This window comes from Spirosoma panaciterrae DSM 21099 (assembly GCF_000374025.1).
GTDB lineage: Bacteria > Bacteroidota > Bacteroidia > Cytophagales > Spirosomataceae > Spirosoma > Spirosoma panaciterrae.
This window is the reverse complement of sequence record NZ_KB893203.1, coordinates 19,467-45,049: the sequence shown is the minus strand read 5'-3', so window position 1 is coordinate 45,049 and position 25,583 is coordinate 19,467. Positions and strand designations below refer to the sequence as shown.

10 protein-coding genes are annotated in these 25,583 nt (G+C 52.9%); 5 read left to right on the top strand and 5 right to left on the bottom strand.

The features are described 5' to 3' along the window. Positions 1–59 precede the first annotated feature (59 nt). Together B153_RS0124555 and B153_RS0124550 are read left to right on the top strand one after the other, a co-directional pair. Entirely contained in the window at positions 60–578 is a 519-nt protein-coding gene (locus B153_RS0124555; protein WP_026262427.1) for a hypothetical protein, read from the top strand. 122 nt (positions 579–700) lie between these two features. Continuing rightward, positions 701–2,662, top strand: coding sequence for a S8 family peptidase (locus B153_RS0124550; RefSeq protein ID WP_020599399.1), 1,962 nt, complete (start codon positions 701–703; stop codon positions 2,660–2,662). Positions 2,663–2,677: 15 nt separating this feature from the next. Here the strand turns inward: B153_RS0124550 and B153_RS0124545 are convergent, their stop codons facing one another. Beyond that, positions 2,678–3,391 (bottom strand): SDR family oxidoreductase, encoded by a 714-nt coding sequence (locus tag B153_RS0124545; RefSeq protein ID WP_020599398.1) that lies wholly within the window; start codon positions 3,389–3,391, stop codon positions 2,678–2,680. A 181-nt stretch (positions 3,392–3,572) separates the two neighbouring features. On the opposite strand from B153_RS0124545, the gene B153_RS0124540 reads away from it, so the two are divergent. Beyond that, a complete protein-coding gene (locus B153_RS0124540) occupies positions 3,573–4,430 on the top strand; it encodes a porin family protein (protein WP_020599397.1) in 858 nt (285 codons plus the stop codon). 164 nt (positions 4,431–4,594) lie between these two features. Here B153_RS0124540 and B153_RS0124535 read toward each other — a convergent pair whose 3' ends face one another. From B153_RS0124535 to B153_RS0124520, 4 genes are all read right to left on the bottom strand, one after another. Beyond that, positions 4,595–4,822: a hypothetical protein gene (locus tag B153_RS0124535; RefSeq protein WP_026262426.1), complete on the bottom strand. Its 228-nt coding sequence runs from the start codon at positions 4,820–4,822 to the stop codon at positions 4,595–4,597. Positions 4,823–4,868: 46 nt separating this feature from the next. Continuing rightward, positions 4,869–5,336: a MarR family winged helix-turn-helix transcriptional regulator gene (locus tag B153_RS0124530; RefSeq protein WP_020599395.1), complete on the bottom strand. Its 468-nt coding sequence runs from the start codon at positions 5,334–5,336 to the stop codon at positions 4,869–4,871. Between the two features lie 108 nt (positions 5,337–5,444). Continuing rightward, the gene (gene ctlX / locus B153_RS0124525) at positions 5,445–6,374 is read right to left on the bottom strand and encodes a citrulline utilization hydrolase CtlX (RefSeq protein WP_026262424.1); all 930 of its coding nucleotides are present in this window, start codon (positions 6,372–6,374) and stop codon (positions 5,445–5,447) included. A gap of 130 nt (positions 6,375–6,504) precedes the next feature. Further along, on the bottom strand, positions 6,505–8,007 hold the full coding sequence (locus B153_RS0124520) for an arginine deiminase family protein (RefSeq protein WP_026262423.1): 1,503 nt from the start codon (positions 8,005–8,007) through the stop codon (positions 6,505–6,507). A gap of 349 nt (positions 8,008–8,356) precedes the next feature. On the opposite strand from B153_RS0124520, the gene B153_RS0124515 reads away from it, so the two are divergent. Beyond that, entirely contained in the window at positions 8,357–14,782 is a 6,426-nt protein-coding gene (locus B153_RS0124515; protein WP_083928247.1) for an SdrD B-like domain-containing protein, read from the top strand. A gap of 764 nt (positions 14,783–15,546) precedes the next feature. After that, complete coding sequence (locus B153_RS0124510) at positions 15,547–25,197, top strand: SdrD B-like domain-containing protein (RefSeq protein ID WP_083928246.1); 9,651 nt, start codon at positions 15,547–15,549, stop codon at positions 25,195–25,197. Positions 25,198–25,583 lie beyond the last annotated feature (386 nt).

Genomic DNA, 25,583 nt, shown 5'->3' with positions numbered 1-25,583 from the left:
AACGTACGGGTCTGGTGGGATGTGGATTAATGGTTACCCCAACTGTCATACGCATTTTCATGAAAAAGATACTTTTAAACCTGTTGTTGCTGGCCCTGGTGGCTGGTGGCAGCTTCTCCTGCAAAGACGATCTGGTCTACAGCGATCTGGTGCGGGACAATCGGCCGGCCATTCCGGTCACTTTCCCTGGTACGACCACCTATGGGTTCAACCCCTTCATCGTTAGTTCTTTGGCAGCGGGTGGTCCTATTCAGTTCACCCTGTCGATTCCGGCCAGCAGTGGTCGCACCATCAAGGAGATCACCAAGGTGTTGGGTGGAGGAACGGGCATCACGGTAGGGAACCTGAACTCAGGGACCTATACCACGACCCTGCTGAACACAGCCCCGATAGCAGGCAGTGGCACCACGGCAGTGTTTACCTCGACGATTGCCGATTTTAAGAAGAAGTACCCCAGTGTAGCGACGGCACCGATTGCGTTGCCCAACTATACGGAGATTCAGTTTTTGTTTCTGGTGACGCTGGATGATGGCACCCAGATTGTTCCTGAGCCCGTGCGCGTTCGGATCGTAAACTAATCTAACCAGTTAATAAGCATGAAAAAGCCCTCCGATTACATCGGAGGGCTTTTTCATGTTGTACGAATAACCTAGAACTGCCGGAAATTTCGTATTTTGAAGAACCTATTCATCAACCTGTTATGCATCTGCGAAACGTTGCCTTGTTGCTTCTTCCTGGATTAATCGTTTTGACCCTGAATGCCCAGGCACAATTACCGCTTCGAGGCTCTGTCTGGTCAGGTACTGTCCGAATGCCCAGGGAAGTACATGCTCAACTGGCTTTTCGGCTCGATACATTGGTGGTAACCACCGAATCTAATTCGGCACCTGTCGAAACCCTGCTGTATGAACTTACCGGCGATACCCTGCGACTACAAAAACTGAACGGTCAAAGCTCTTGCGGAATCACCGAAACAGCTCTTTATCAGCTTATTTACAGAAATAACGGCGAACTTTTTTCCCTGGCACCGATTCGGGATAATTGCAGCGAACGCCGACGTATCTTGGAGCAAGTAGCCCAGTTTACCCGGAAGCGAACCAACCCAAATCAGCCTCCCCGCAACTGGCCATACCTCGATCCGCAACGGGATTCGATCGCCGGGATTAGCCTTTACCAGGCCTATGACTTGCTGAAAGGTCGTCCGTCTGTTCCGGTCATCGTTGGCATTATGGACTCGGGGGTTGACCTCACCCACGAAGACCTGCGCGATGTAGCCTGGGTAAATCCCCGGGAAATTGCGGATAACGATACGGACGATGACAAAAATGGGTATACCGATGATGTAAATGGCTGGAATTTTATGGGTGCCAAAGACGGCACTACCTATCAGACCGACCAACCTGAAGCGACTCAGGTCTACATTCTCTTTCGGGATACCTTCGAAAAAGCCGATCCTGAAAAGCTCAGACCTGTCGAAAAACGGCAGTACAACACCTACCAACTAGCTAAAAAGCAATTTTTACAACGCTATCGAGCTGTTCTTCCCCGGCAACTCGCCTTTGCCGATACCGCGCAGTTCTGGAAAGTAGCGTATCAAATCCGTTCCCAATTACCAGACTCCGTGACAACACCGACGGCCATCCGCCGTATCAATTTTGGAACAGATTCCGTGGCCAATGCCGTCCGGACGATTCTGGCCGATGCGTATATCCCTCAATATGGAAGCTTCCGAACTTACCTGAGCCTCGTGCGCCAGAACTGGCCTCGCTTTCGGCAAATCATGGGTAGCGAAGCCGATATAGCCTATAATCTTTCCTATAACCCGAGAGCAGCAGTGGGTGATGACCCAACCAATCCGAACGAACGTTACTATGGCAGTCCACGCATGCTGATCGGCCAATCGCAGGAACTGGCCCTGCATGGCAGTCATGTGGCAGGGATTATCGGGGCCACACGCAACAATGGACGGGGTATTGACGGCGTGGCCGACCATGTTCGCATCATGCCGGTTTCGGTAGTGCCGTCGGGGGGCGACGAACGGGACAAGGATGTAGCCAACGGCATCCGGTATGCGGTTGAAAACGGAGCCAAAGTCATCAATATGAGTTTCGGCAAACGATTGTCTCCCTTTAAAGAACAGGTGGATGCTGCCATTCGATTTGCAGAAGAACATGATGTGCTGATCGTTCATGCAGCGGGGAACAACGGCGAAAATTATGACTCGATCCCGGCTTACCCCTCCGCCCGGTACGAAAATGGCCAGGTTGCCCAAAATGTTCTGGTTGTTGGCAACAGCACCTGGCGGCTCAGCGAAGATTTACCCAGTCGCTCATCCAATTACGGTCGGCAAACAGTCGATCTGTTTGCGCCGGGAACAGCTATTTTATCGACACTGCCGCGTAATCAGTATGCCAGCTTATCAGGCACCAGCATGGCCTCACCCATGACAGCGGGCGTAGCTGCCCTGCTTCGCTCCTATTTTCCGAAGCTCACGGCTGTGCAGGTGAAAGAAATCCTGATGAAAAGTAGCTACCAACCCGCCCTCACCGTCCGTAAACCTGGCCGTTCGGCCCAAAAAGTCCCTTTCAGTGAACTTAGCCGCTCAGGTGGCCTACTCAATGCCCGCGATGCGGTTAAAATGGCCATGGACTTGGTGAAATAGTGGAAGTCCACTCGTTCACCAGTCTACTTCCTGTTTATCGTGCCAGAATTTTCCGGTTTCCGATTGAGGAGCTTCGGTGGCCAGCCAAACGATGGTTTCAGCTCCTTTTTCGACCGGACGACTGGCACTCGGCCCACCCATATCGGTACGCACCCAACCCGGATCAACGCAATTTACAGCGATTCGATCTCCTTTGAGGGCACCCGCAAACTGCTTCGTAACGGCATTCAGGGCCGCTTTTGAAATGCTGTAGGCTGGGGCATACGTCGACATATCCTTGATGATCCCCGCTCCACTCGATACATTGATAATTCGGCCGCCGTCGGGGCTTTTTCGCAAATGCTCCAGAAAATCCTGGATAACCAGAATAGGTCCGGTCACGTTGGCTTTAAACGTCCGATCGAGCATTTCGGCATTCAGTTTTAAAATCGTTTCGCCATGATCTTCCAGTATGCCAGCATTATTGACCAGTACATCCAGATGGTCGGCTTTCTGGGAAAAGGTGCCACAAGCTGTTCGGACGCTAACCGGATCGGTCACATCGATCTGAATAAATGTGGACTCATACCCTGCCTGGCAAAGCTCTTCCGATGCTTCGCGCCCTTTGGCGATATCGCGGGACCCAATAAATACAGCAAAACCCTGCTGAGCCAACTGCAAGGCAATTTCCTTCCCAATACCCCGGTTCGCTCCGGTAATAAATGCTGTGCGATGATGGTGAGTTTTCATACGTCTTCGTGGCTTTAGTAAAGGAGTGGGTACCCACTCCTTTACTAAAGCCACGAAGCTCAAAAATGTTTGTGAAAAAACAACCGTATGCTCAACCAACTGACCGTTTCCTCAGTGCTATGCAGGAATTTAGTAGCTTAGCGCCTAATCTTACATATTGGCTTCGCTAATCCTGTACCCTATGAAACCGTTGATTTTCCTTTTCTCGATCATCGCGCTGACCAGTCAGTTATCTTTTGCACAATCGGGTACGGCCAATCGAGCCACTACCCAACCGACGTCGCGAACAGCCGCGACCAATCGTCAGCAGGAATTATACGATCAATATCACGGTATTAGCAAAAAACCAGCCTCATCGGCCCCAACCACCACAACCCCATCAGCGGCCAGTCGTTCTGAGACCACGCCCGCCCCAGTCACCACACAAGCTCCCGTGGCCGACGCCCCCATGAAGGCTATGACCCGGGAAACCATGAAGCGCCCGGAACGAATTGCGTTGGATGGTACCTCATCGGGCTTTCGGATAGGGGCTCGTGGCGGAGTTACGTATCCGTTCTATACCGAAACCATCCCTGGCATCGAAGCCCGGGTAGGGTTTACGGGTGGCATTGTGCTCAACTTTGGGAAAGGAGCGATTTCGTTTCAACCCGAGGTAAATTATACACGGTATACCCAACAGATAACTGACCTTTTTGCGCAGTCAGCAACCATCGCAACCGATTTCATTGAAGTGCCGCTGTTTCTGAAATTTTCAACTGGAACCTATGCCGGAAGCCGGTTCTTTGTCAACCTTGGCCCCTACGGGTCTTACTTATCCAGCGCCAGCGTTGACGGAAAAAAAGGGGATATCAGCAATCGATCTGACCGATTTGGCTTCGGCGGAGCCCTGGGCATTGGGGCTGCTCTGAAAGCAGGGCCTGGTCATGTCACCGTTGAAGTGCGCGGTCTTTATCCATTAGGAGATACCAACGGAGGCTTCAATACGGACTCTAAAACAGTATTGGGTCAGGGAGCCTTAGGATACATTTTTCCGCTGTAACGAAAAAATTTCTCATAGAGTGGGTTTTTGGAATGGCGGCAATCCCCTGGGTGCCGCCATTTTTGTAATGATTGACTGAGTGAATGGTTGACTGATTGAATACCATCCGGCATAGTATGCTGCGTCAGCTATTCAATCAGTCAACCATTCACTCAGTCAATCATTTAAAAGAGTAGCTTCCAGCCGTTGAAGAACAAATCCTTACCCGGCTGACCCGACCACTGTCTGTTATCATCGGCCGTCATAAGCTCATCATCCGCTTCGAACGCTCGTCCTTCCTTTTGCACGACAATGGCTGAAATGCCCTGTTCGGCCAACGACTGGCATATGGCTCTCGTGGTCTTTGTAGGCTTCCCCGCTACTAATCCTATGGTTGCATCGTTGGTTTTCATGGCTATGGAGTTATTGTATGTGCAAACAAATTTTTCTAAACAAATTTTAAATACCATCTCCCAAGGCCTTCGACGCCTTAAAGATCTGTTGGGTAAGCTGGCAAACATCGGTTTCGCCTAATACCTGCGAATAACGCTCACTCACCCGATCCCAGGCGGCAGCAATCTCAGGCTGGATAGACTCCCCTTCTTCGGTTGGGTAAATCAGGGTCTTCTTTCCTTCAGATTCTCGACGCACCAACCGTTTTTGCTCCAGTTTCTCGACCAGACGCGTAATGGTAGAGGGCGTCAGGCAGAGCGTTTCGCTCAATTCCGAAGGGGTAATACCCGGCTGGTCAACCACTTCGCAGAGCATATAAGCGTGCGAATAACATATGCCAAAACGGCCAAACTCTTCGTCGCCAATAGCCGTAATGGCCCTTGCCAGAGCATTTGCTGAGAACAATAGACAAGCGCTGTACCTTGACGTCGATGGTGTTTCCACAGCAACAGCGATCGTTTTTTCCTCTTTCATCGTCTTTCGTAATGAATAACTGTACAAAAGTAGCAATGATATTTGTATGTGCAAACAATATTCAAAAAAAGAATTTAGGAGTGAGTAGTTCGAACTACTCACTCCTACCTATTTCCTTGGAAGATGGACTTCTGCCATCATACAACGGGCTGAACCTCCGCCGTTGCTTTCGATGGTAGACAGATTAAAGTGGAACAGGGAGGCATAATCGTCCAACTGATCGATCTGGCGCGGGGTGAGCGATTCGAAGGCCCGCGTCGACATGACCAATATCTTCTGGCCTTTCTTGGTAAGCACCATGAGCATATTACCGGCAAAACTGGCCATCTGCTCCAGTGATATTTCAATAATACGTTTACCTAGTTTTTCCAGTTCATGGCGCACCATCAATCGTTCGTCGGGATCTGTGATAGCGGCCAGACAAATTACGGCGAATGTATCAGCGATACACATGACCACATTGGTATGATACACCGCTTTCCCGCTACGATCAGCCGCTCTGAACGATACGACCCGGTAGCCGGTCTGACGGCTGAACTCGTCCAGAACATCAGAATGCGTTCGGGGCGATAAACTGGCAAAAGCCACCTTGTTCATTCGGTCGAGTACCAGACTGCCTGTACCTTCCAGAAATTTCCCTTCCTGCTCGAAAGGAGTCAGATCAACCACACGGGCGACATGAAATTGACTGGCCAGGTTATCAATAATATCCTGCCGACGTTCGAGCCGACGGTTTTCAGCCTGCATGGGATACAGAACAACCGTACCGCTGGCATGAAACGACACCCAGTTGTTAGGGAAAATCGAATCGGGCGTATACGGATCGGCGGTATCCTCATAGACAAGAACATCAACGCCGGTTGCCTGCAACTGACGAACCATCTCATCAAACTCCTGCAACGCATTTTCCTGGGCTATGTCTTTTGCCTGCGTTGCCAGTTTACTATCCTGAAACGCGTTGGATTCAGCGGTTTGCTCATTAAATCCAAAGCGAACCGGGCGAATCATCAATATACGGGAGGTGGCCTGTGATTGCATGCACGTAGTCGATCAGTTGGAAAGCCATTACGGCCAAATCGGGTAGCAAATTACTATTGATGTCGCAATTGTTCAACAATTCCCTTAAAGAGTCCTGTAAGGTCTGCCAAACAGGCTGGAAAAGAACGGCTTATAGTTCCTCACGCCATAGCGGCAGGCTCATGCAGTGAGAGCCCCCCCTGGCCCGGCTCAACTCGGCCGAAGGCAGCATAATAAATGTATTTTCAATGGTTTCGGGCGAAGACACCCCAGCCTCAAAACGTTCCAGCAATGTTTTGGCACCAACTACATCAAACCCCGCCATTCGAAAAGCCTCAGCGGTTTTTTCATTTCGATCATACCCAACGACCACCCCATCTTTAAGCGCCAGCAGATTACATGAGTCGGTCCATTGCTCACGCGCCCCAAAAGGAAACTCGTTATTGCCCGAATAAATGAACTGTACAGGTTCAGTAGCCCCCAGGTCATTTTTGCTAATATCGGTCAGGAGGTCTTCCAGGTTTTCAATTTCTATGGGTTTGTGCTCGAGTCCCTTGATAAACTGCAGGATTTTTAAATCTTCCGACACATCTTTTGGGGCGAAAAAATGAATCACATCCCGTTTTTTGGCTTCGTCGCCCGTACGGGCCAATGACCCCAGCAAGACCCATATGTTTCGCTTTACCTGCGTAAAAATGGTATCGATATGCATATAATCCCGCTTTTTAGGAATCTGCAGGATCGTTACCGTATCGACCAGGTTTTTGCTGAAAACGATACGCATTACCTGCTGAGCGGCATACAGCGTTGTTCGTTCACTCACCCCAATCAGCAGGTGCCGTTTGGCAATCATCATCACATCGCCCCCTTCCAGTGTTGAGCGGGTTACATCGCGGTTCGTATCAGCATCGGACAATAAAAAGGCATACTCATTATCGGGAATCTCAATGATTTTATCCTGATAGTCAGCAAATAATGGATGATAAAAGAAAATATACTGAGTGAGCAACGCTTCACGGGTTCGGGCCAGCTTGGCCGGTTTATTGAGCAGAATATGATCGTTGATGACAATGCCAATGTCGCGGGTAAAGATAAAATTGGGCAAAGGCGCAAACAGCATTGTCCGGTCGGGCAACGAGCCGGAGATCATGATTTTGGCGAGTTCGGAAGGCGCAAACTGACTCAATAGTTGCTGCGTTCGGAAAGCTGCCCGCTCGATGCCACAGATCGTGGCAATCAGCCGGGTACGAATACCTTCATCCTGCAGAATATCCGCCAGAAGTAACTGAATATCAATAACCTTATCCGACTTAAAATAAGCTTCATGATCGGGCTTGAAAAATGCCCGATCAGAATCGGGGCCAAGCGAAGCTATTTTACCACGAATCGCATCAGGGTCCAGAAAATACAACAGAAGTTTTACATAATAGTCGTACTCATCCCGACGCATCATATCCAGGTGCACAATGTCTTCAAAGAGCCAGTCCTGAGCTTTGGACGGTATCACTTTGCCTAAACCCCGATCAGGGCTATGAATCAGCAACCGTCGGAGTGTACCAACTTCGGACGCAACATGAATTCGAAAGGGCTCTGTTTCAGGCATAGCCTCTCTCTTATCCAGACTATACACAGTTGTTTCAGACTCGTTTTTCATAATTCTTCACCCCGCTAGTGAGATTGAGTGAATTGCAAGGTACGAGTTTGGACACGGAAAAGAAAAACAAGCGCCACGTTCAATATATTAACTAAATCACTATTTTATATATAATAATTTTAATATAACATCATAATAAACAAACAGATAGAAAATTAATTAACTGTCGATTAATGCATTTACTGAGTAATTAATGAATTTTTAGAACAATGGCATACTATTTGAGAAAAAGCCAAAATCTATTTTCTAAATCAATATTGATGTATCAAAAATCAAATTCGCCTACATAGTTGTAAGTAATTATTAATTCTTTAGCAACAAAAAGGCTTTAAGGCATACTTTTTGACTAATGCGAATACGTGTTGTATTGATCTACTCGCAACTATTAGAATATATGCCTACGTCTACTACAAAATCAACAAGTTGGCTGTTACTATGCTTTATAATCAGTATAGCAACAGCTATACCTGGTTTAAGCCAAACCATCACGGGTACCGTTTTTAGGGACTTTAATAGTGATGGTGTCTATCTCAGCGCTCCGTCATCTGGAACTTATTCATATGGGGAACCGGGCGTAGGAGGAGTAATTATCAAAGCGTATAATTCCAGTGGGGTTGTTTCGGCTTCAGCTATCAGTAGTACACTGACGGCTTCACTGGGCAGTTACACATTAACGGTCAATAATACCAACGCATACCGGGTAGAGTTTAGCAATTTATCCACTGGCGACTATGATGGATTTCGTGGGAGCAACAGTGCAACGTCTATTCAGTTTGTTAATGGAGGTTCCACAAACGTAAATTTTGGGGTAAACTATCCATCCGACTATTGCCAGAGCAATCCGCAGATTGTTGTCCCCTGCTATATAAATGGTAACTCGACCGGAACTGGTTCCGGTACTACGGTTGCGGCCAACAGGGATGTACTGGTTCAATTGCCTTACAATAGTACGGGTGATTCTCCGACCGAAAGTTCACTTGCGCTCAACAGTCAAATCGGTACCGTTTACGGCGTTGCATATCAGCGGCAGGGCAAGCATTTATTCACGTCGGCCTTTCTGAAACGACACTCGGGTCTTGGTCCTGGTGGACCAGGAGCGATTTATCTTTCCGATTTAGCCGGTAATCATTCGGTATTTACTACCCTTCCCACAGCAGCAACAGCCGTAACCGCAGCAGGCAGCACAACTGTCTTATCAAATTCAGACCGGAATCTGCCAAACGCAGCCAGTTCGGCAAACTATGACCCATCCATATTCGATCAGGTGGGTAAAGCAGGGTTGGGCGATCTGGAAGTATCTGACGATGGTACTGAATTGTACGTCGTCAATTTGGGCGATCGGAAACTATACAGAATCCCAATCAATAACCCGACAAGTCTTACCCCAACGGCTGGCACGCCTACTACCTACACGATCCCGACCCCTAGTCAGACAAGCGGTAGCCAATTCCGCCCATTTGGACTGAAATATTATCGGGACCGCGTGTACGTTGGTGGTGTCACGACCAATGAAGCCGTATCGACCACAATTTCCTTCGGAACAGGCTCAACAGGTAATGTGGCGCTACGCACTCGTGATACTACAGGTATGAAAGCCGTTGTTTACGAGTTCAATCCGGCAAATGGCAGTTTCACAACCGTACTGACGTTTCCGCTTACTTACAAAAAAGGGGCATCTGATAATGACCAGACAGGCTCCAGCCGTGCAGAGTATTGGTTCCCCTGGGTCAGCACCCAAGCGCCTAACTCATTTTTGAGCCGTTATGCCCGAAATGATCTCGCCAATGCCAGCCATCCCCAACCGATGCTGACAGACATTGAAATCGATGTGGATGGCTCGATGATTATTGCTCTTCGTGACCGCTTTGGCGAACAATATGGTAACCAAAACTACGGAACGGATAATACCAGTACCCAACTGTATAGAGCCATTGCACCTGGCGATATTTTAAGGGCGGGCAAATGTAATCCAGCGGTCAATCAATGGACCATTGAGAATAACGCCAGAATTTGTGGAGGTACGGCTACCAGCGGTGCAGGCACAAACCAGGGCCCAGGCGGTGGCGAGTTTTATTACGCGGATGCTATTTCCCAACCGAATACAACGAACCCTTACCATGTAGAGATGGTATTAGGCGGATTGGCGCTGTTACCCGGCCATGGTGAAGTTTTGTCCACCGCAATGGACCCTACTGTCAATACCGATGCGGGAGGTATCCGTCGCTTTAAAAATGATGGATCTGGCTCTCCTTCGACTAGTGCCCAGATTTATTTTAGTGGAAACAATGTGGCAACGTACGGCAAAGGAAATGGGCTTGGCGATGTTGAGGCAGTCTGTAATCCGGCCCCTATCCAGATTGGGAACCGGGTATGGCTGGATACCAATGACAACGGCATCCAGGACCCAGGCGAAACGCCCCTGGCCGGCGTTCGCGTCACCCTCAGCGGACCCGGGCTGGCAGCGCCCGTTAGCGTGACCACCAACGCAGCCGGTGAATATTACTTCTCCAATGCAGCGGGCACCAACGCCACCGGATTTGTCTATAGCCTGACCACACTCTCGGGCGGTAGCTCCTACACCCTGACGTTCCCCACCAGTGTCAGTACCGCCAGTCTGAGTTCTAAACCCAACTCGGCTACCGGCACCAACCCCGACTACATCGACTCCGACCCCAATGCCAGCGGCATAGTGACCTTCACCCTGGGACAGGCTGGACAAAACAACTTCTCCTACGATGCCGGGTTTGTGCCCTGCTCCCTGACAGCCACCGCAGCTGTCAATGGCAATCTAACTACGACAACCGTCTGTCAGGCCAGTTCAGTGACCCTAACGGCTCAGGTCACCCCAGCCGGCAGCTATACCTATGCCTGGAGCGCACCGGCGGGCATCACCCTCACCAATGGAACCACGGCAACAGCCACCTCTTCGGGTCTGCCAACGGGGACCCATACCTTTACGCTCACGGTAAGCAGCAGCCCAGTCTGTGCCACCACCGCGACCATTTCAGTGGTGGTCAGCCCTGCGCCCACGCCCACCCTGACCTCGGCCACCATTTGTGCCGGGCAATCCACCGCCCTGACCGCCACAGGTGGCACCAGCTATACACTCACCAATGGCCTCACCAGCACCACCAGTGCCACGGGCGCCTTTACGGTGAGCCCTGCCAGTTCGACCACCTATACGGTGACGGTGGCCAACGCGTCGGGCTGTAAGAGTACCACGACCGCCACCGTCAATGTCAACCCGCTGCCCGTAGCCACCCTGACCTCGGCCACCATTTGTGTGGGGGCATCGGCAACGCTCACGGCCACAGGCGGCACCAGCTATACACTCACCAATGGCCTCACCAGCACCACCAGTGCCACGGGCGCCTTTACGGTGAGCCCCGCCAGTTCGACCACCTATACCGTGACAGTGGCCAACGCATCGGGCTGTAGCAGTACCACCTCCGCCATCGTCAATGTTAATCCGTTACCTAGCCCAACGTTGACTTCCGCTACCATTTGTGCCGGCCAGTCGGTGACGCTCACGGCCACAGGCGGCACTAGTTATACCTTCTCCAACGGAACGACCAATAACACCGGCCTGATGACGGCTACCCCGCTCAGCACCACCGCCTACTCGGTCACCGTCGCCAACGCGTCGGGCTGTAAAAGCACCACCACCGCTACCGTCAATGTCAANCNGCTCCCCGTAGCCNCCCTGACCTNGGCCACCNTNTGTNNGGGCCAGCCCGTAACGCTCACCGCCACAGGTGGTAGCAGCTATAGCTTCTCCAACGGAACGACCAATAACACCGGCCTGATGACGGCTACCCCGCTCAGCACCACCGCCTACTCGGTCACCGTCGCCAACGCGTCGGGCTGTAAAAGCACCACCACCGCTACCGTCAGTGTAAATCCATTACCCACGGTAGCCTTAAGTTCTGCTACCATCTGTGTCGGTGCGTCGGCAACACTGACCGCTACTGGCGGAACCAGTTATGCCTTCAGTGACGGAACAACCAATGCTACCGGACTGATGACCGTAACACCCGTTAGCACCACGGCATACTCCGTCACCGTGACTGATGCAGCCGGTTGTCAGGCTATTGCCACCGGGGGCGTAACCGTCAACAACAATCCGGTAGCCGCTCTCTCATCAGCCACCCTCTGCGCGGGGCAGTCAGTTACTCTGACGGCTTCAGGAGGTAGTACCTTTGTCTTCTCTAACGGTACTACCAACACTACAGGACTGCTGATTGTAGCACCCACCAGCACCACCGCCTTCAGTGTTACTGCCAGCAGTGGAGCCAACTGTTCGGCCTCTGCTTCGGCCACGGTCACGGTCAACCAGGTACCAACGCCAGCCCTAACTTCAGCTACCATTTGTGCTGGCCAGTCGGTTACCCTGACCGCCACAGGCGGCACCAGCTATACCTTTAGCAACGGCACTACGAATACCACTGGCCTCATGATGGCAAGCCCCGCCAGCACCACCGCCTTCAGTGTTACTGTCGCCAATGCATCTGGTTGTATCAGCACCACCACCGCCACTGTCACAGTCAATCAATTGCCTACTCTGCTAACCAGTGTATCCTGCAATGGAGTGGCTACCTATCAGGTCAGCTTTACGGCTACTCCAGGGGCATCAGTTACGGCTTCCATAGGCACACTGACGGGATCAACCATCACCGACATCCCTTCTGGACAAACCGTGCTCATCACCGTGACCCTCAATGGCTGCGCCATCACCCAGCAACTGGCCCAGAACTGCTCGTCCAATGCCGCTGGCCTGGGTGACTTCGTCTGGATCGATGCCAACAAAAACGGGATCCAGGATCTGGGCGAAGAGCCGATTCCGGGGGTAACGGTTAGCCTCTACATCAACGGGGCGGTCTCGGCCACCACCACCACCGATGCCTCCGGGCTCTACTCCTTCACCGGGCTCACACCGGGCAACAGCACAACCTATGCCGTAGGCTTTACCACGCCAACGGGCTATACGGCCACTGCCCCCTACAGTGGTACCGACCGAACCGTAGACTCCAATGCGGATCTGAGCACGGGAAAAACCGAGTCGGTCACCCTGGCCAACGGCGAGTTTAACTCAACCCTGGATGCCGGATTCTATCTGATCCCCGCCGGATTGGGCGACTTTGTCTGGATCGACCTCAATAAGAACGGCCTCCAGGACAACGGAGAACCCGGGATCGAAGGGGTAAAAGTAACCCTGTATGTCAACGGGTCCACCTCTACCACGACGCTCACCGATGCCTCCGGGCTCTACTCCTTCACCGGCCTGACACCGGGCAACAGTTTGAGCTATTCCGTAGGCTTCACGACCCCCACGGGCTATACAGCGACGACTCCGCTCAGTGGGACCGACAAGGCCCTCGACAGTGATGCCGACCTGGTGACCGGACTCACCCAGTCGATCACTCTGACACCCGGCGAGTTCAACCCAACCCTGGATGCGGGGTATCTGGTCCCCGCTCAACCGGCGGCCACCGCCAGCCTGGGCGACTTCGTCTGGCATGACCTCAACCGGGATGGCATCCAGGACAACGGTGAGCCCCCCATCGCCGGGGTCCTGGTCACCCTCTACACCAATGGGGTGTTCTCGGCCACCACCACCACCAATGCCTCCGGTCTCTACTCCTTCACCGGCCTGACACCCGGCAACAGTTTGAGCTATTCGGTGGGCTTTACCGCCCCGTCGGGCTACTCGGCCTCGCCCGCCCAGCAGGGCGGCAATGATGCCAAGGACAGCGATGCCAACCCCGTTAGCGGGCTCACCCGCTCGGTGACCCTGAGCGCTGGCGAGGTCAACCTCAACCTGGATGCGGGCTTCTTCCTGCCGCCAGCCCGGTTGACCCTGGAGAAGCTGGTCGATAAGTCGAAGGCTCAGGTTGGGGAGGTGCTCACCTACACCATCGTGCTGACCAACACCGGCTCCGCTACCGCCACCAATGTCACCGTCCGCGACTCGACCACCTCGGGCCTGACCTACGTGGCCAACTCGGCTTCCGCGCCTGTCGGTACTACCTTCACCCAGGGGTACCCCATCAGCACCTGGACTGTCCCCGTTATCAGCCCCAGCCAGAGCCTGACGCTCACCTTCCAGGCCAAGGCCGATAGCACCGGCATCCTCTACAACACGGCCACCATCCCCGGCGATACGGCCAAGGTCTGTACCTCGGTCCCCGTCCACATGTGTGCCGGCGACGACTATGCCTTCGAACTCTCCGCCCCCACCGGGCGAACCAGTTACCAGTGGTTCCGCGATGGGGTAATCATCCCCGGCGCTACCACCAACGTGCTGAGTGTGACGGCCGCAGGCACCTACTCGCTGGTGGTTGATGGCAGCAGTGGCCAGTGTCCTGACTTTAGCTGCTGCCCCTTCATCATCGAGGAGGACACCCTACCCTCGTTTGAGGCTGTAGCCCTGCCGGTGAGCTGTGTGGGCAATACCCCCCAGGCCAACGGCAAGCTGGTGATCAGTGGCTTCGGTTCGGGGCTGAGCTACCAGTACTCGCTGGGATCTAGCTTCAATGCGTCGGCCTCGCTGTCGGGGGCTCCCCAGGCCCTTCCGGGCAATGGGGTGCTGGTGAGCAATCTGGTCAATCCGGCTTCGGCCCAGGCTTATACGATTCGGGTGTATGCTCGTTCGGGCTGTTACCGGGACGTGACGGTGTTGCTGTTGCCGACGGTGTGCGGTTGTCCGGCCGATGTGTGTGTGCCGTATGTGATCACCCAGACCAAGCGGCCGCAGCGTATCGGAGACCCCAGATAACCCAAATCTGGAGCGGACTACCCCCAATATTAATCTGCCAAGCAAGGCTGGTTAACTACAATATAGAAAGCGGTATCGAGGCTTCTCGATACCGCTTTCTGTTTACTAACCTATCTGAAGAGGTCGTTAAAGCCGAAGATCATCCAGAATATATCTAGTTAACACAAACAACTTTATTCAAAATTAAAAGTCCATTATGTTACCAAATAAAAATATTTTCCAAATAAAGTAACATATTTTAATAATTGGTATGCAAAATTAGATTATTAAGAGACGAATGCGTAAGAGTACATACCTGAATATGGAGGGCTATAAGTACACTTTACGATCGATTAAGAAGTCAAAAAAACTATCAATTCACGTTTTCCATATATAAATCCGCTTTATTCTGGGCCGATCTACGGAATTCCCATTTACTGGCACGGCATTTGTGAAGTCCACTTAATGACGAATGTAACCGTTGCCAATGAGTCAAAAATTAAAGGCATCATTGGGCGTTTGAGTCAACCACTACATCTATTTCAAAAACAACTGGTGAATCAAGTTTACCGATTGGCAACTTGATCGTTTTCTCAAAAAGCATACACCAGAAACGGATAGTAGATCAGTGGCTGACTCAACAAAACAGAGACGTTTGTTGAAGCCGACAGGCATTACTCAGCTATATCCAACAAAGACAGCCAGGAAACACGAAACCACCCTCAGGTGGATTGATGTGCTATTACTTCAACGTTCCGCGTAATCCATTTTAATTTTTTTATTCTATGCCTACCTGTACTATGGCGTCGACCACGCAAGTAATTCAGAAACGGCCTCTTACCCTTGGTAAACTGGCAAAAGCCGTCAGTATTACCCTGTCTTTGTTCATGTTAACACAGATATTCTCTGTGGGACTAGCCCAATGCATATCCAATTCGACACTAACCATTCCTGTTAATTTAAGTGGCGATGATGCTACCGAGGTCACTTCCGGCAACGTTTCAACGATCAACACATCCAGTGCTGATCTGGCTTTTTTTAATCGGTATATAGGTATCCGTTTCGCGTCGGTATACATTCCTAAATCGGCAACGATTACAAACGCCTACATCCAGTTCACAGGAAACAGCGCCACCTCGACTTCTGCCGGTATATCGAACGTAGGCATCCGCGGGCACAACGTTGCCAATTCCAATTCATTTACGGCAGCCACCGGATCGACCGATATTTCAGCCCGTTATAATACAGCCCCTACGTCGGCTTCGGTCAACTGGTCAAACTCAGCTACCTGGACGAATGGCGCTCAGGGCGTGAATCAACGTACGCCCGATTTAAAGGCTATTGTGCAGGAGATTGTTAATCGTTCCGACTGGAAACCCAACAATCCTATCACCTTATTACTCAACGCAACAGCCAGTTCCGGGCCTTCGGCCAATGCCTACGATGAACCCAGCATCGGCGATCCTAAGCTGGTTATCACCTATCAGGCCACTACGACCTTAAGTGTTATTCCGACTGTTTCGGGCTGTTATAATACAACGGCTGGAAGTCGGGCGACCGTAAGCGTTGAAGTTCGCTGGACGGATGCTCCGGCAAACGACAACCTGATCGTTAAGTTGGGAAATCAGACCCGGCAAATCACACCAGGTATCAATATCATTAGCTTCTTCGATCCCGATCCTTACGAAACGCAGGTACCCGTAGAATTTGCTTCCCCTCAGGTCTTTACCTTCGAAATTCCAGCCGACGGAGCGGGGGGTACGGTCACAGCTTCTTTTGCCAGCAACACGGTCTGTACGAGTACAGCTTCCTTTACCGCCCCCGCAGCCTGTCAGCCCATAACCTGTACGCCTGGCACCGACCTGAGCGGCACCGCCTTTAATGACTTTAATGGCGACGGGATAAAAAACTCAGGTGAAACCACAGGCGTACCGGGTATCCTTGTCAAAGCGTACGATTGTGCCGGTACAGTTTATACCGCCACTACCGACGCCAATGGCCAGTATAAACTAACTATACCGCTTGCCAATTATCCGGTCCGGGTAGAATTCACGAACCTTCCAGCGGCCTATTCAGCGCAGGGGACCTTAAATGGAGTGGACGGACGGACAACTGTTCAATTCGTTACGGCTCCCGATTGCGGAGTTGATCTGGGCATGTCGGACCCCACGGATTTCTGTCAGAACAACCCTAAAATCTTTGTTCCCTGCTATGTAAATGGGAATCCGCTAGGTGGCGGAACGGCAGGTACCCAGGATGCTTTCGTATCGATAAATTACACTGATTTTTCGACGGCTACGGGTTCCGGAAACTATACCAACTCTGCCAATCCAGCTCACATAGCCAGTGCCGCACAGGTTGGAGCGCTTTGGGGAACGGTTTACAACAAACAAACCAAAACCATATTTACCTCCTCGGTATTGCGTCGGCATGCTGGGCTGGGGCAACTAGGGCTGGGTGGTATTTATGCCATCAACCCAGCAACCAATGCGGTCAGTAATTTTCTGGACGTAACCACCCTCGGTATCAATGTTGGCTCAGCCAGTGTGGGCAGTAACGTCAGTCGTGGTTTGTCGGCCAGCGCTACGGCGTTCAGTCATGATTCGGCCGCCTTTGCCCAGATCGGTAAAGTTGGGATTGGTGGCTTAACCATTTCGTCGGACGGGAACCAGCTTTATTTCGTCAATCTGTTCGATAAGAAAGTGTACCGCCTAGACATTTCGACTTATAATGCGGGCGGTGCTTCACCAACTACATCCACTTCGTTTGCCATTCCTAACGGCTGTTCCAACGGCAATAACGCCCGGCCCTGGGGTATTAAATACCACAAGGGAAAGGTCTACGTAGGTGTTATCTGCGATGGATCGGTAACGGACAATCGGTCTGACATGCGGGCTTTTGTGTATGCCCTGGACCCTGTGGCCAATACCTGGAGCACCATTTTCGACTTCCCTCTGACCTACCCGAAAGGCCCTGCTCTGCTGAACGATGACATACAGGCGGGAGCCGCTTCGAACAACTGGCGCACCTGGACCGATAATTTTGATCAACTGGTGTTTGTCGATGGGCATTACCTCCTGCGGAGTCAGCCTATTCTGTCGGGCATTGAGTTCGATATCGACAACTCGATGGTGCTGGCCTTCGCTGACCGCACCGGTTTACAGGGCGCAGCCGATAATTATGGTACACGGGCAACCGATACCAAACTTTACTATGCGATCAGTGGGGGCGATATTCTCCGGGCGGCCAATATCAATGGGGTGTATGTCCTGGAAAATAATGCAAAAGTTGCGGGGATCACAGGCGCTTTGCCGAACAACAGCCAGGGTCCAGGCTCCGGTGAATTCTACAATGATGATTTTGTTCAGGTTGGCATTTTAGTCCATACCGAGAATGCACTGGGAGGTCTGGCTATCCGTCCGGGTTCAGGAAACGTACTGGCCTCGGCAATGGACCCGCTAAACGAAGTCCCTTATGCCAACGGATTCCGGCAGTTTTCGAACGCTAACGGGTCAATTCAGTCATCGTATGTGGTTTTCCAGAACGGCTATTTCCAGAAATCAGTTGGTTTAGGCGATTTCGAACTGGGTTGCTCTACCCCTACTTTCATCGAAATAGGCAACCGCGTCTGGTTCGACACCAACAAAGACGGCATTCAGGACCCCTGCGAACAAAGTCTGGCCGGTGTCAATGTCTCACTGTATAAATCAGGAGCAGTTATCGCCACTACGACGACGAATGCGAACGGGGAATATTATTTCTCCTCAAAAAGCAAACTCACCAACGGAACCTGGAGTGGTACCGGAGCCGATACCACGCTCCTGCCCAACACCCCCTATCAGGTGGCCTTCGGAACTGGCGGGCAGTTTGCCAATGGTGCGCTTACCATCGCATCGAACCGTTATCAGATTACCCAGGCTTTAAGTACGGCTCCAACGGCCAGCACCCTGAACGATTCCAACGTCCAACTGACCACGATCGGTGCGAACAGCTTCCCGGCTATCAATGTCACTACGGGTGGGGCTGGTACGGTCAATCATACTCTTGATGCTGGTTTTGCCTGTGCATCGGCTACCATAGCCAGTGTAGTAGCTACACCTGCTGTTTGCGTTGGTCAGACCGTGACTGCTAACAGTGCCCGCATCGACCTGACAGGTGTTCAGAATGCCGACAAAGCCTTCCTGTACACAGCCGGACCTGCTCCATCGTACACAGCCGTAGGCGGCCAACCCGTGTCCTTTTCTGCGATTGCGTTCACCGGATTAGCCGACCCTGCTACATCGGCCGGACAGAGCTACTCAATTATTGTCTATAGCGGACCTGTTTGTTCAACTGTGGTCTCTGTAACGCTTGCCAAAGCCGTTTGTGGCACCTGTGCAATTGCGTTGACAGCAACACCAGGTGCCTGCCAGGCCGCTACCAACAGCTATACGGTAACAGGCACGATCAGCCTCACCAGCGCCACTGCCGGTGTCGTTACGGTAACGGATGGGGGTAGTACAACCTCGTTCAGCGTTTCTGTAGGGCAGATTTCGGCTACCTATTCATTAACTGGATTACTCTCGAATGCAAGCTCGCATACGGTAACGGCTACCCTGCCAGGATGCAGCACGGCTACCACAACCTATACAGCCCCTGCCTCCTGCTCAGCCGCTCCATCGTGTGGTCTGTCGCTGGCGGTTACCCCTGGGCTATGCACATCGGCCACCAATACGTATGCGTTATCGGGTACGATTGTCTCAACCAACGTACCTGTCAATGGTACCTTGACCATAAGCTCCGATGCCTTTACGCCCCGAAGTCTTACGTTACCGGCGGGCAACGCATCGGGCACCTTCAGCTATTCAGGTTTAGTCAGTAATGGGCAAACCTATACCATCACGGCCAGCTATTCCAACTCGGCCTGCGCTGCTGTCAGTCAGACCTTTACAGCACCTGCTTCGTGTTCAGTAGCCCCCGCCTGCTCCGTCAGTGCCCTTGCTACCGTTGGCCAATGCAGCACAGCGACCAACACGTATTCGGCTACCGTAGTCGTTGCACTAACCAACGCAACAGCTACTACCCTCACCGCAAGTATACCCGGTATTAGTCCGATCAGTCAAACCATTGCAGCTAATACTCCCTCATTTACGGCGGTCTTTACCGGGTTAGTGTCGGATGGGCTCAGCCACACGGCCACCATCAGCCTGCCCGGTTGCGGCACCACCACCGCCACCTTCACCGCACCAGCATCCTGCTCCATAGCGCCCGTATGCTCCATCAGTGCGGTAGCCTCCGCTGGCCAGTGCGCCACGGCCACCAACACCTACTCGGCTTCGGTAGTGGTGACGGTGCTCAACCCCCTGGCCGCCACCCTGACGGTCAATCTGGCCGGTGCCTCCCAGACCTTCTCCACCACCGCCAATGCCCAGAATACATTNCTGCCGGGTTGTGGCAGCACCACCGCTACCTATACGGCTCCGGCCAGTTGTTCGGTGGCTCCGGTTTGTTCCATCAGTGCGGTAGCCACCGCTGGTCAGTGTGCCACGGCCACCAATACCTATTCGTCGACTGTAGTCGTGACGGTCAACAATCCGGTGTCGGGTACACTGCTGATCACCGACGGAACACAGACCCAGCCTGTTACCACCACCGCTGGTGCCGCCAATACATTTACCATTATTTTCCCTGGATTAACCTCCAATGGCAGTATGCACTCCGTTGTGGCTACGTTACCGGGTTGCTCGACGACAACAACCACGTATACGGCTCCGGCCAGTTGCTCCGTGGCGCCAAATTGTAATCTGAGTGTAACGGCCAGTGGTTCCAACTGCAATCCGGTTACGAACCAGTATGTCTTGAGCGGCACGATAAACCTTACCAATAGCCCTACCAGCCAGACACTGACCCTAACGGATGGCAGCTACGTTCGCTCACTAACCGCTAATGCCGGTACAACCTCAATTGCGTTCAGTTATACAAGCCTGCAAAGTGATGGAGCCGTGCATACCGTTACGGTTACCAGCAGCGCAACGGCCTGTGCAACCGCCAGCACCACCTATACAGCGCCAGCCAGTTGTTCGGTAGCTCCTGTATGTTCGGTTAGCGCCGTTGCCACCCCTGGCTTATGCAGCACCGCAACCAACACCTTCTCCAATACGGTAACCGTTACGATGACGAATCCGACGGCGGGTATACTGACGGTTACGGACGGGGTCAATAGTGTAACCTTCACCGTTCCGGCTTCGATAGGTACCACTACCGCTGTAGCAACCTTCAACGGTATAATGTCTGACGGAGCTTCACGTACGGTAACCGCTTCGTTACCCGGTTGTGCCACGACGACCATAACCTACACGGCTCCGGGTTCGTGTACGCAGCCCGTTGGTACTCAACTGGCCTTATCCAAATACGTCAGTAAACCCAAAGCAAAACGTGGGGATGTATTGACGTATACCGTTGTATTGACCAACACAGGCAGTACTACGGCCACGAATGTTGCCGTTCGCGATTCGATGACAACCGGGCTGCGCTATGTATCCGGCTCTACTACCGTTCCGGCAGGTACAACCTTTACTCAGGGAACACCACTCAGTATCTGGACGGTGGGAAGCCTTACTCCTTCTCAGAGCTTTAGTTTGACCTATCAGGCGATTGCCGATAGTTCAGGTATCCTGTACAACAAAGCAACGATACCGGGCGATACCGCCAAAGTATGCACGACCATTCCGGTACAGGTTTGCACAGGCGATGTCTATCTGTTCCGGCTGAACGCTCCGGCTGGCCGAACGAGTTATAAGTGGTACAAAAACGGTGTATTGATAGCAGGTCAAACCACGCATATTCTCGACATTACCACCCCTGGAAGCTACAGTCTGGCGGCCGACAGCCTATCCGGCCTATGCCCTAGTTTCAGTTGCTGCCCCTTCATTATTGAGGAAGATACCCTGCCGACATTCCAGGCCGCTGCCATAGCCGCCACCTGTGCCGGTGGTGTAGTACAGGCCAACGGACAAATCGTTTTAAGCAATTTCAGAACGGGCTACACCTACCAATACTCCGCTGGCGCTGATTTTAATGTATCGGCTCCGCTTTCAGGGACGGCACAAGCGATTCCGGTCAATGGTATTATTGTGAACAATTTAGCCAGTCCGGGTGCTTCGCAAGCCTATACAGTAAGGGTTTACAACAATAGCGGCTGTTATACGGATGTTACCGTCAACTTAGCGCCGACGGCCTGTGTCTGCTCCTTGTCAGCCGTAGCGACGGCCGGCCAGTGCGCTACGGCCACCAACACCTACTCGGCTTTGGTGGTAGTCAGCCTGACCAACCCTGTCAATGGCACCGTTACCGTCAGCATTCCCGGTGCATCGCCGGTGAGCCAGACCGTAGCCGCCAATACATCGGTGGTAACCGTCTCAGTTCCGGGTCTGCCCTCCGACGGAGCGATTCATACCGCGACAGTAAGCTTGCCGGGTTGTTCGACCACCACGGCCGTTTACTCTGCTCCGGCATCCTGCTCCATAGCCCTACCCTGCTCGATCAGTGCCGTAGCGACAGCTGGTCAATGCGCCACAGCAACGAACACCTATTCAGCATCGGTTGTCGTCAGTCTGGCCAACAGTTCGGCGGGTACCCTCACGGTCAGTTTGCCGGGTAGTACACCAGTAAGTCAGACTCTCTCAGCCAATACCAACTCATTTACGGCCGTCTTCACGGGGTTAGTGTCGGATGGGCTCAGCCATACGGCTACCGTCAGCCTGCCCGGTTGCGGCACCACCACCGCTACCTATACAGCTCCTACGAGCTGCTCGGTAGCCATTCCGGTTCTGGCCTTAACAGTTACACCCGGTACCTGTCAGAGTGCCACCAACCAGTACACTATCTCCGGAACGCTCTCGCTGACGAATGCTCAGGCCGGTACAGTTATCTTCTCGGATGGCCTTGTGGCTACTACCGTATCGGTAAGCGCGGGGGCTACATCCACGGCCTATACGCTGGCTGGCTTAACCAGCGGTACAGGTTCGCACACCGTAACGGCCAGTTATCTGGGGCAATCGGTCAGTGCCACCTACACCGCTCCCGCTAGCTGCTCAGTGGCACCCGTCTGTTCAATGACCGCCATTGCCACTCCAGGCCAATGCATCCCAGCGACCAACACTTATTCGGCCCTGGTTGCGGTCAGCTTAAGTAATCCGGTGAACGGCACAATCACGGTTAGTATTCCCGGTGCGTCACCCGTCAGCCAGACTGTAGCTGCTAATACATCCGTTGCTACTGTGGTCGTTCCAGGCTTGCTCTCCGACGGCGGTATCCATACAGCTACCGTGACCCTACCAGGCTGCTCAACGACTACATCGGTCTATTCGGCTCCGGCATCCTGCTCAGTGGCTCCGCCCTGCTCGATCAGTGCTGTAGCAACGGCTGGTCAATGCGCCACGGCTACCAACACCTATTCAGCATCGGTTGTCGTCAGTCTGGCCAATAGCCCGGCCGGTACCCTTACAGTCAGTCTGCCAGGCAGCACAGCCGTCAGCCAGGCGATTACGGCCAATACCAACTCGTTTACAGCCGTCTTCAACGACTTAGTGTCGGATGGGCTCAGCCACACGGCCACCATCAGCCTGCCCGGTTGCGGCACCACCACCGCCACCTTCACCGCACCAGCATCCTGCTCCACAGCACCCGTATGCTCCATCAGTGCGGTAGCCACCGCTGGGCAGTGTGCCACGGCCACCAACGCCTACTCGGCTTCGGTAGTAGTGACGGTGCTCAACCCCCTGGCCGCCACCCTGACGGTCAATCTGGCCGGTGCCTCCCAGACCTTCTCCACCACCGCCAATGCCCAGAATACATTCACAGCGGTCTTCACGGGGTTAGTGTCGGATGGGCTCAGCCACACGGCTACCGTCAGCCTGCCGGGTTGTGGCAGCACCACCGCTACCTATACGGCTCCGGCCAGTTGTTCGGTGGCTCCGGTTTGTTCCATCAGTGCGGTAGCCACCGCTGGGCAGTGTGCCACGGCCACCAACACCTACTCGGCTTTGGTGGTAGTCAGCCTGGCTAACCCTGTCAATGGTACCGTTACCGTCAGCATTCCCGGTGCATCGCCGGTGAGCCAGACTGTAGCCGCCAACACATCGGTAGTAACCCTCTCGGTTCCGGGTCTGCCCTCCGACGGAGCGATTCATACCGCAACGGTAAGCTTGCCGGGCTGTTCGACCACCACGGCCGTTTACTCCGCTCCCGCATCCTGCTCCATAGCCCTACCCTGCTCGATCAGTGCCGTAGTTACAGCAGGGGTATGCTCTACCGTGACGAACACCTATTCGGCTTCGGTGACGGTGACGCTATTGAATCCTCTAACCGGAACGCTTGGTGTGAGTCTGGCCGGAACGACGCAAACCGTATCAACGACTGCCAATGGCCAGTCTACCTTCACAGTTGTCTTTCCTAACCTCGCTTCAGATGGACTCAGCCATACGGCGACCGTTAGCTTGCCAGGATGTGGCACCGCAGCAGCCAGTTATACAGCACCGTCCTGCGCGGTATCTCCCATTACCATCTGCTCATTGACCGCTGTCGCTACAGCAAGTCAGTGCGCTACGGCCACCAACACCTACTCGGCTTTGGTGGTAGTTAGCCTGGCTAACCCTGTCAATGGTACCGTTACCGTCAGCATTCCCGGTGCATCGCCGGTGAGCCAGACCGTAGCCGCCAATACATCGGTAGTAACCCTCTCGGTTCCGGGTCTGCCCTCCGACGGAGCGATTCATACCGCAACAGTAAGCTTGCCGGGCTGCTCAACCACCACGGCCGTTTACTCTGCTCCGGCATCCTGCTCCATAGCCTCAACCTGCTCCATGAGTTCTGTCGTTACGGCAGGTGTGTGCCAGTCTGCAACCAACACCTTTACGACCAAAGCAGTTATTACGCTGGTCAATCCCGTCACGGGAGTACTTACCGTTACGGATGGCCCCACGAGTATGACCTTTGCGACTGTGGCTGGTACCAGTGCATCCTTCACGGCTACGTTTGCCAATCTGGTGTCGAATGGTTCCAGCCATACGGTAGTCGCTTCGCTGCCGGGTTGCTCAACGACGGTAAGCACCTATACTGCTCCGGCTAGCTGTAGTGTTGGCATGACGATCTCGGTAACAGATCCAGGTGTATGTCAGCCCAGTACGAATACCTATACAACAACGGGCGTTGTTGCCCTGACCAATGCGCCTGCCGGTACCCTAACGATTTCCGATGGCATTCTCAGTCTGACCGTAGCGGTTACAGCCGGAACCACCTCTGTGCCTTATTCCATGACGGGCCTTCTGAGCGGATCGGGTCTGCATACGGTGACGGTGAGCTTTGCCGGACAAACGGCCCAGACAACCTACATGGCACCTGTTCCTTGCTGCGTTTCATCCGTCTGCGTGCCTGTACGAATCAAACGAGTACGATAACGGTCTCCTAAATCTACAAGAAAGCCCTCTAATCCGTTGATTAGAGGGCTTTCTTGTAGATTTCGGTGCAAACTGCCCGTCGGTTTCGCAAACGATTGACCAGATGCTTTCGGTGTAAGCTGTCCAGCGTCTGTCGAATATTTCGGCTTTATAGCCAGGGAAAGCAAGGGTGCAACCAGTAATGCATCTGGATCATGAGGCTGGCGACAAATTATTTGTCGATTTCGCCGGTGTTAAGCTGACCTGTTGGATCAGACAACGGGGGAAGAAAACCGATTATCGCATTCATAGCTATTCTGAGAGGCCGGTCAACTGACCAAATAACCGGGGAATTTCGTATTAGCCGTCCGTACGTCAACTTTTAAGTAGCTGATTTTGTTACCCGA

Coding starts and splice junctions, on each gene's coding strand:
- B153_RS0124530 (WP_020599395.1), bottom strand. CDS start 5,336: ATGAAAGAGGAAAAAACGATCGCTGTTGCTGTGGAAACACCATCGACG.
- B153_RS0124535 (WP_026262426.1), bottom strand. CDS start 4,822: ATGAAAACCAACGATGCAACCATAGGATTAGTAGCGGGGAAGCCTACA.
- B153_RS0124555 (WP_026262427.1), top strand. CDS start 60: ATGAAAAAGATACTTTTAAACCTGTTGTTGCTGGCCCTGGTGGCTGGT.
- B153_RS0124520 (WP_026262423.1), bottom strand. CDS start 8,007: ATGAAAAACGAGTCTGAAACAACTGTGTATAGTCTGGATAAGAGAGAG.
- ctlX (WP_026262424.1), bottom strand. CDS start 6,374: ATGCAATCACAGGCCACCTCCCGTATATTGATGATTCGCCCGGTTCGC.
- B153_RS0124550 (WP_020599399.1), top strand. CDS start 701: ATGCATCTGCGAAACGTTGCCTTGTTGCTTCTTCCTGGATTAATCGTT.
- B153_RS0124545 (WP_020599398.1), bottom strand. CDS start 3,391: ATGAAAACTCACCATCATCGCACAGCATTTATTACCGGAGCGAACCGG.
- B153_RS0124540 (WP_020599397.1), top strand. CDS start 3,573: ATGAAACCGTTGATTTTCCTTTTCTCGATCATCGCGCTGACCAGTCAG.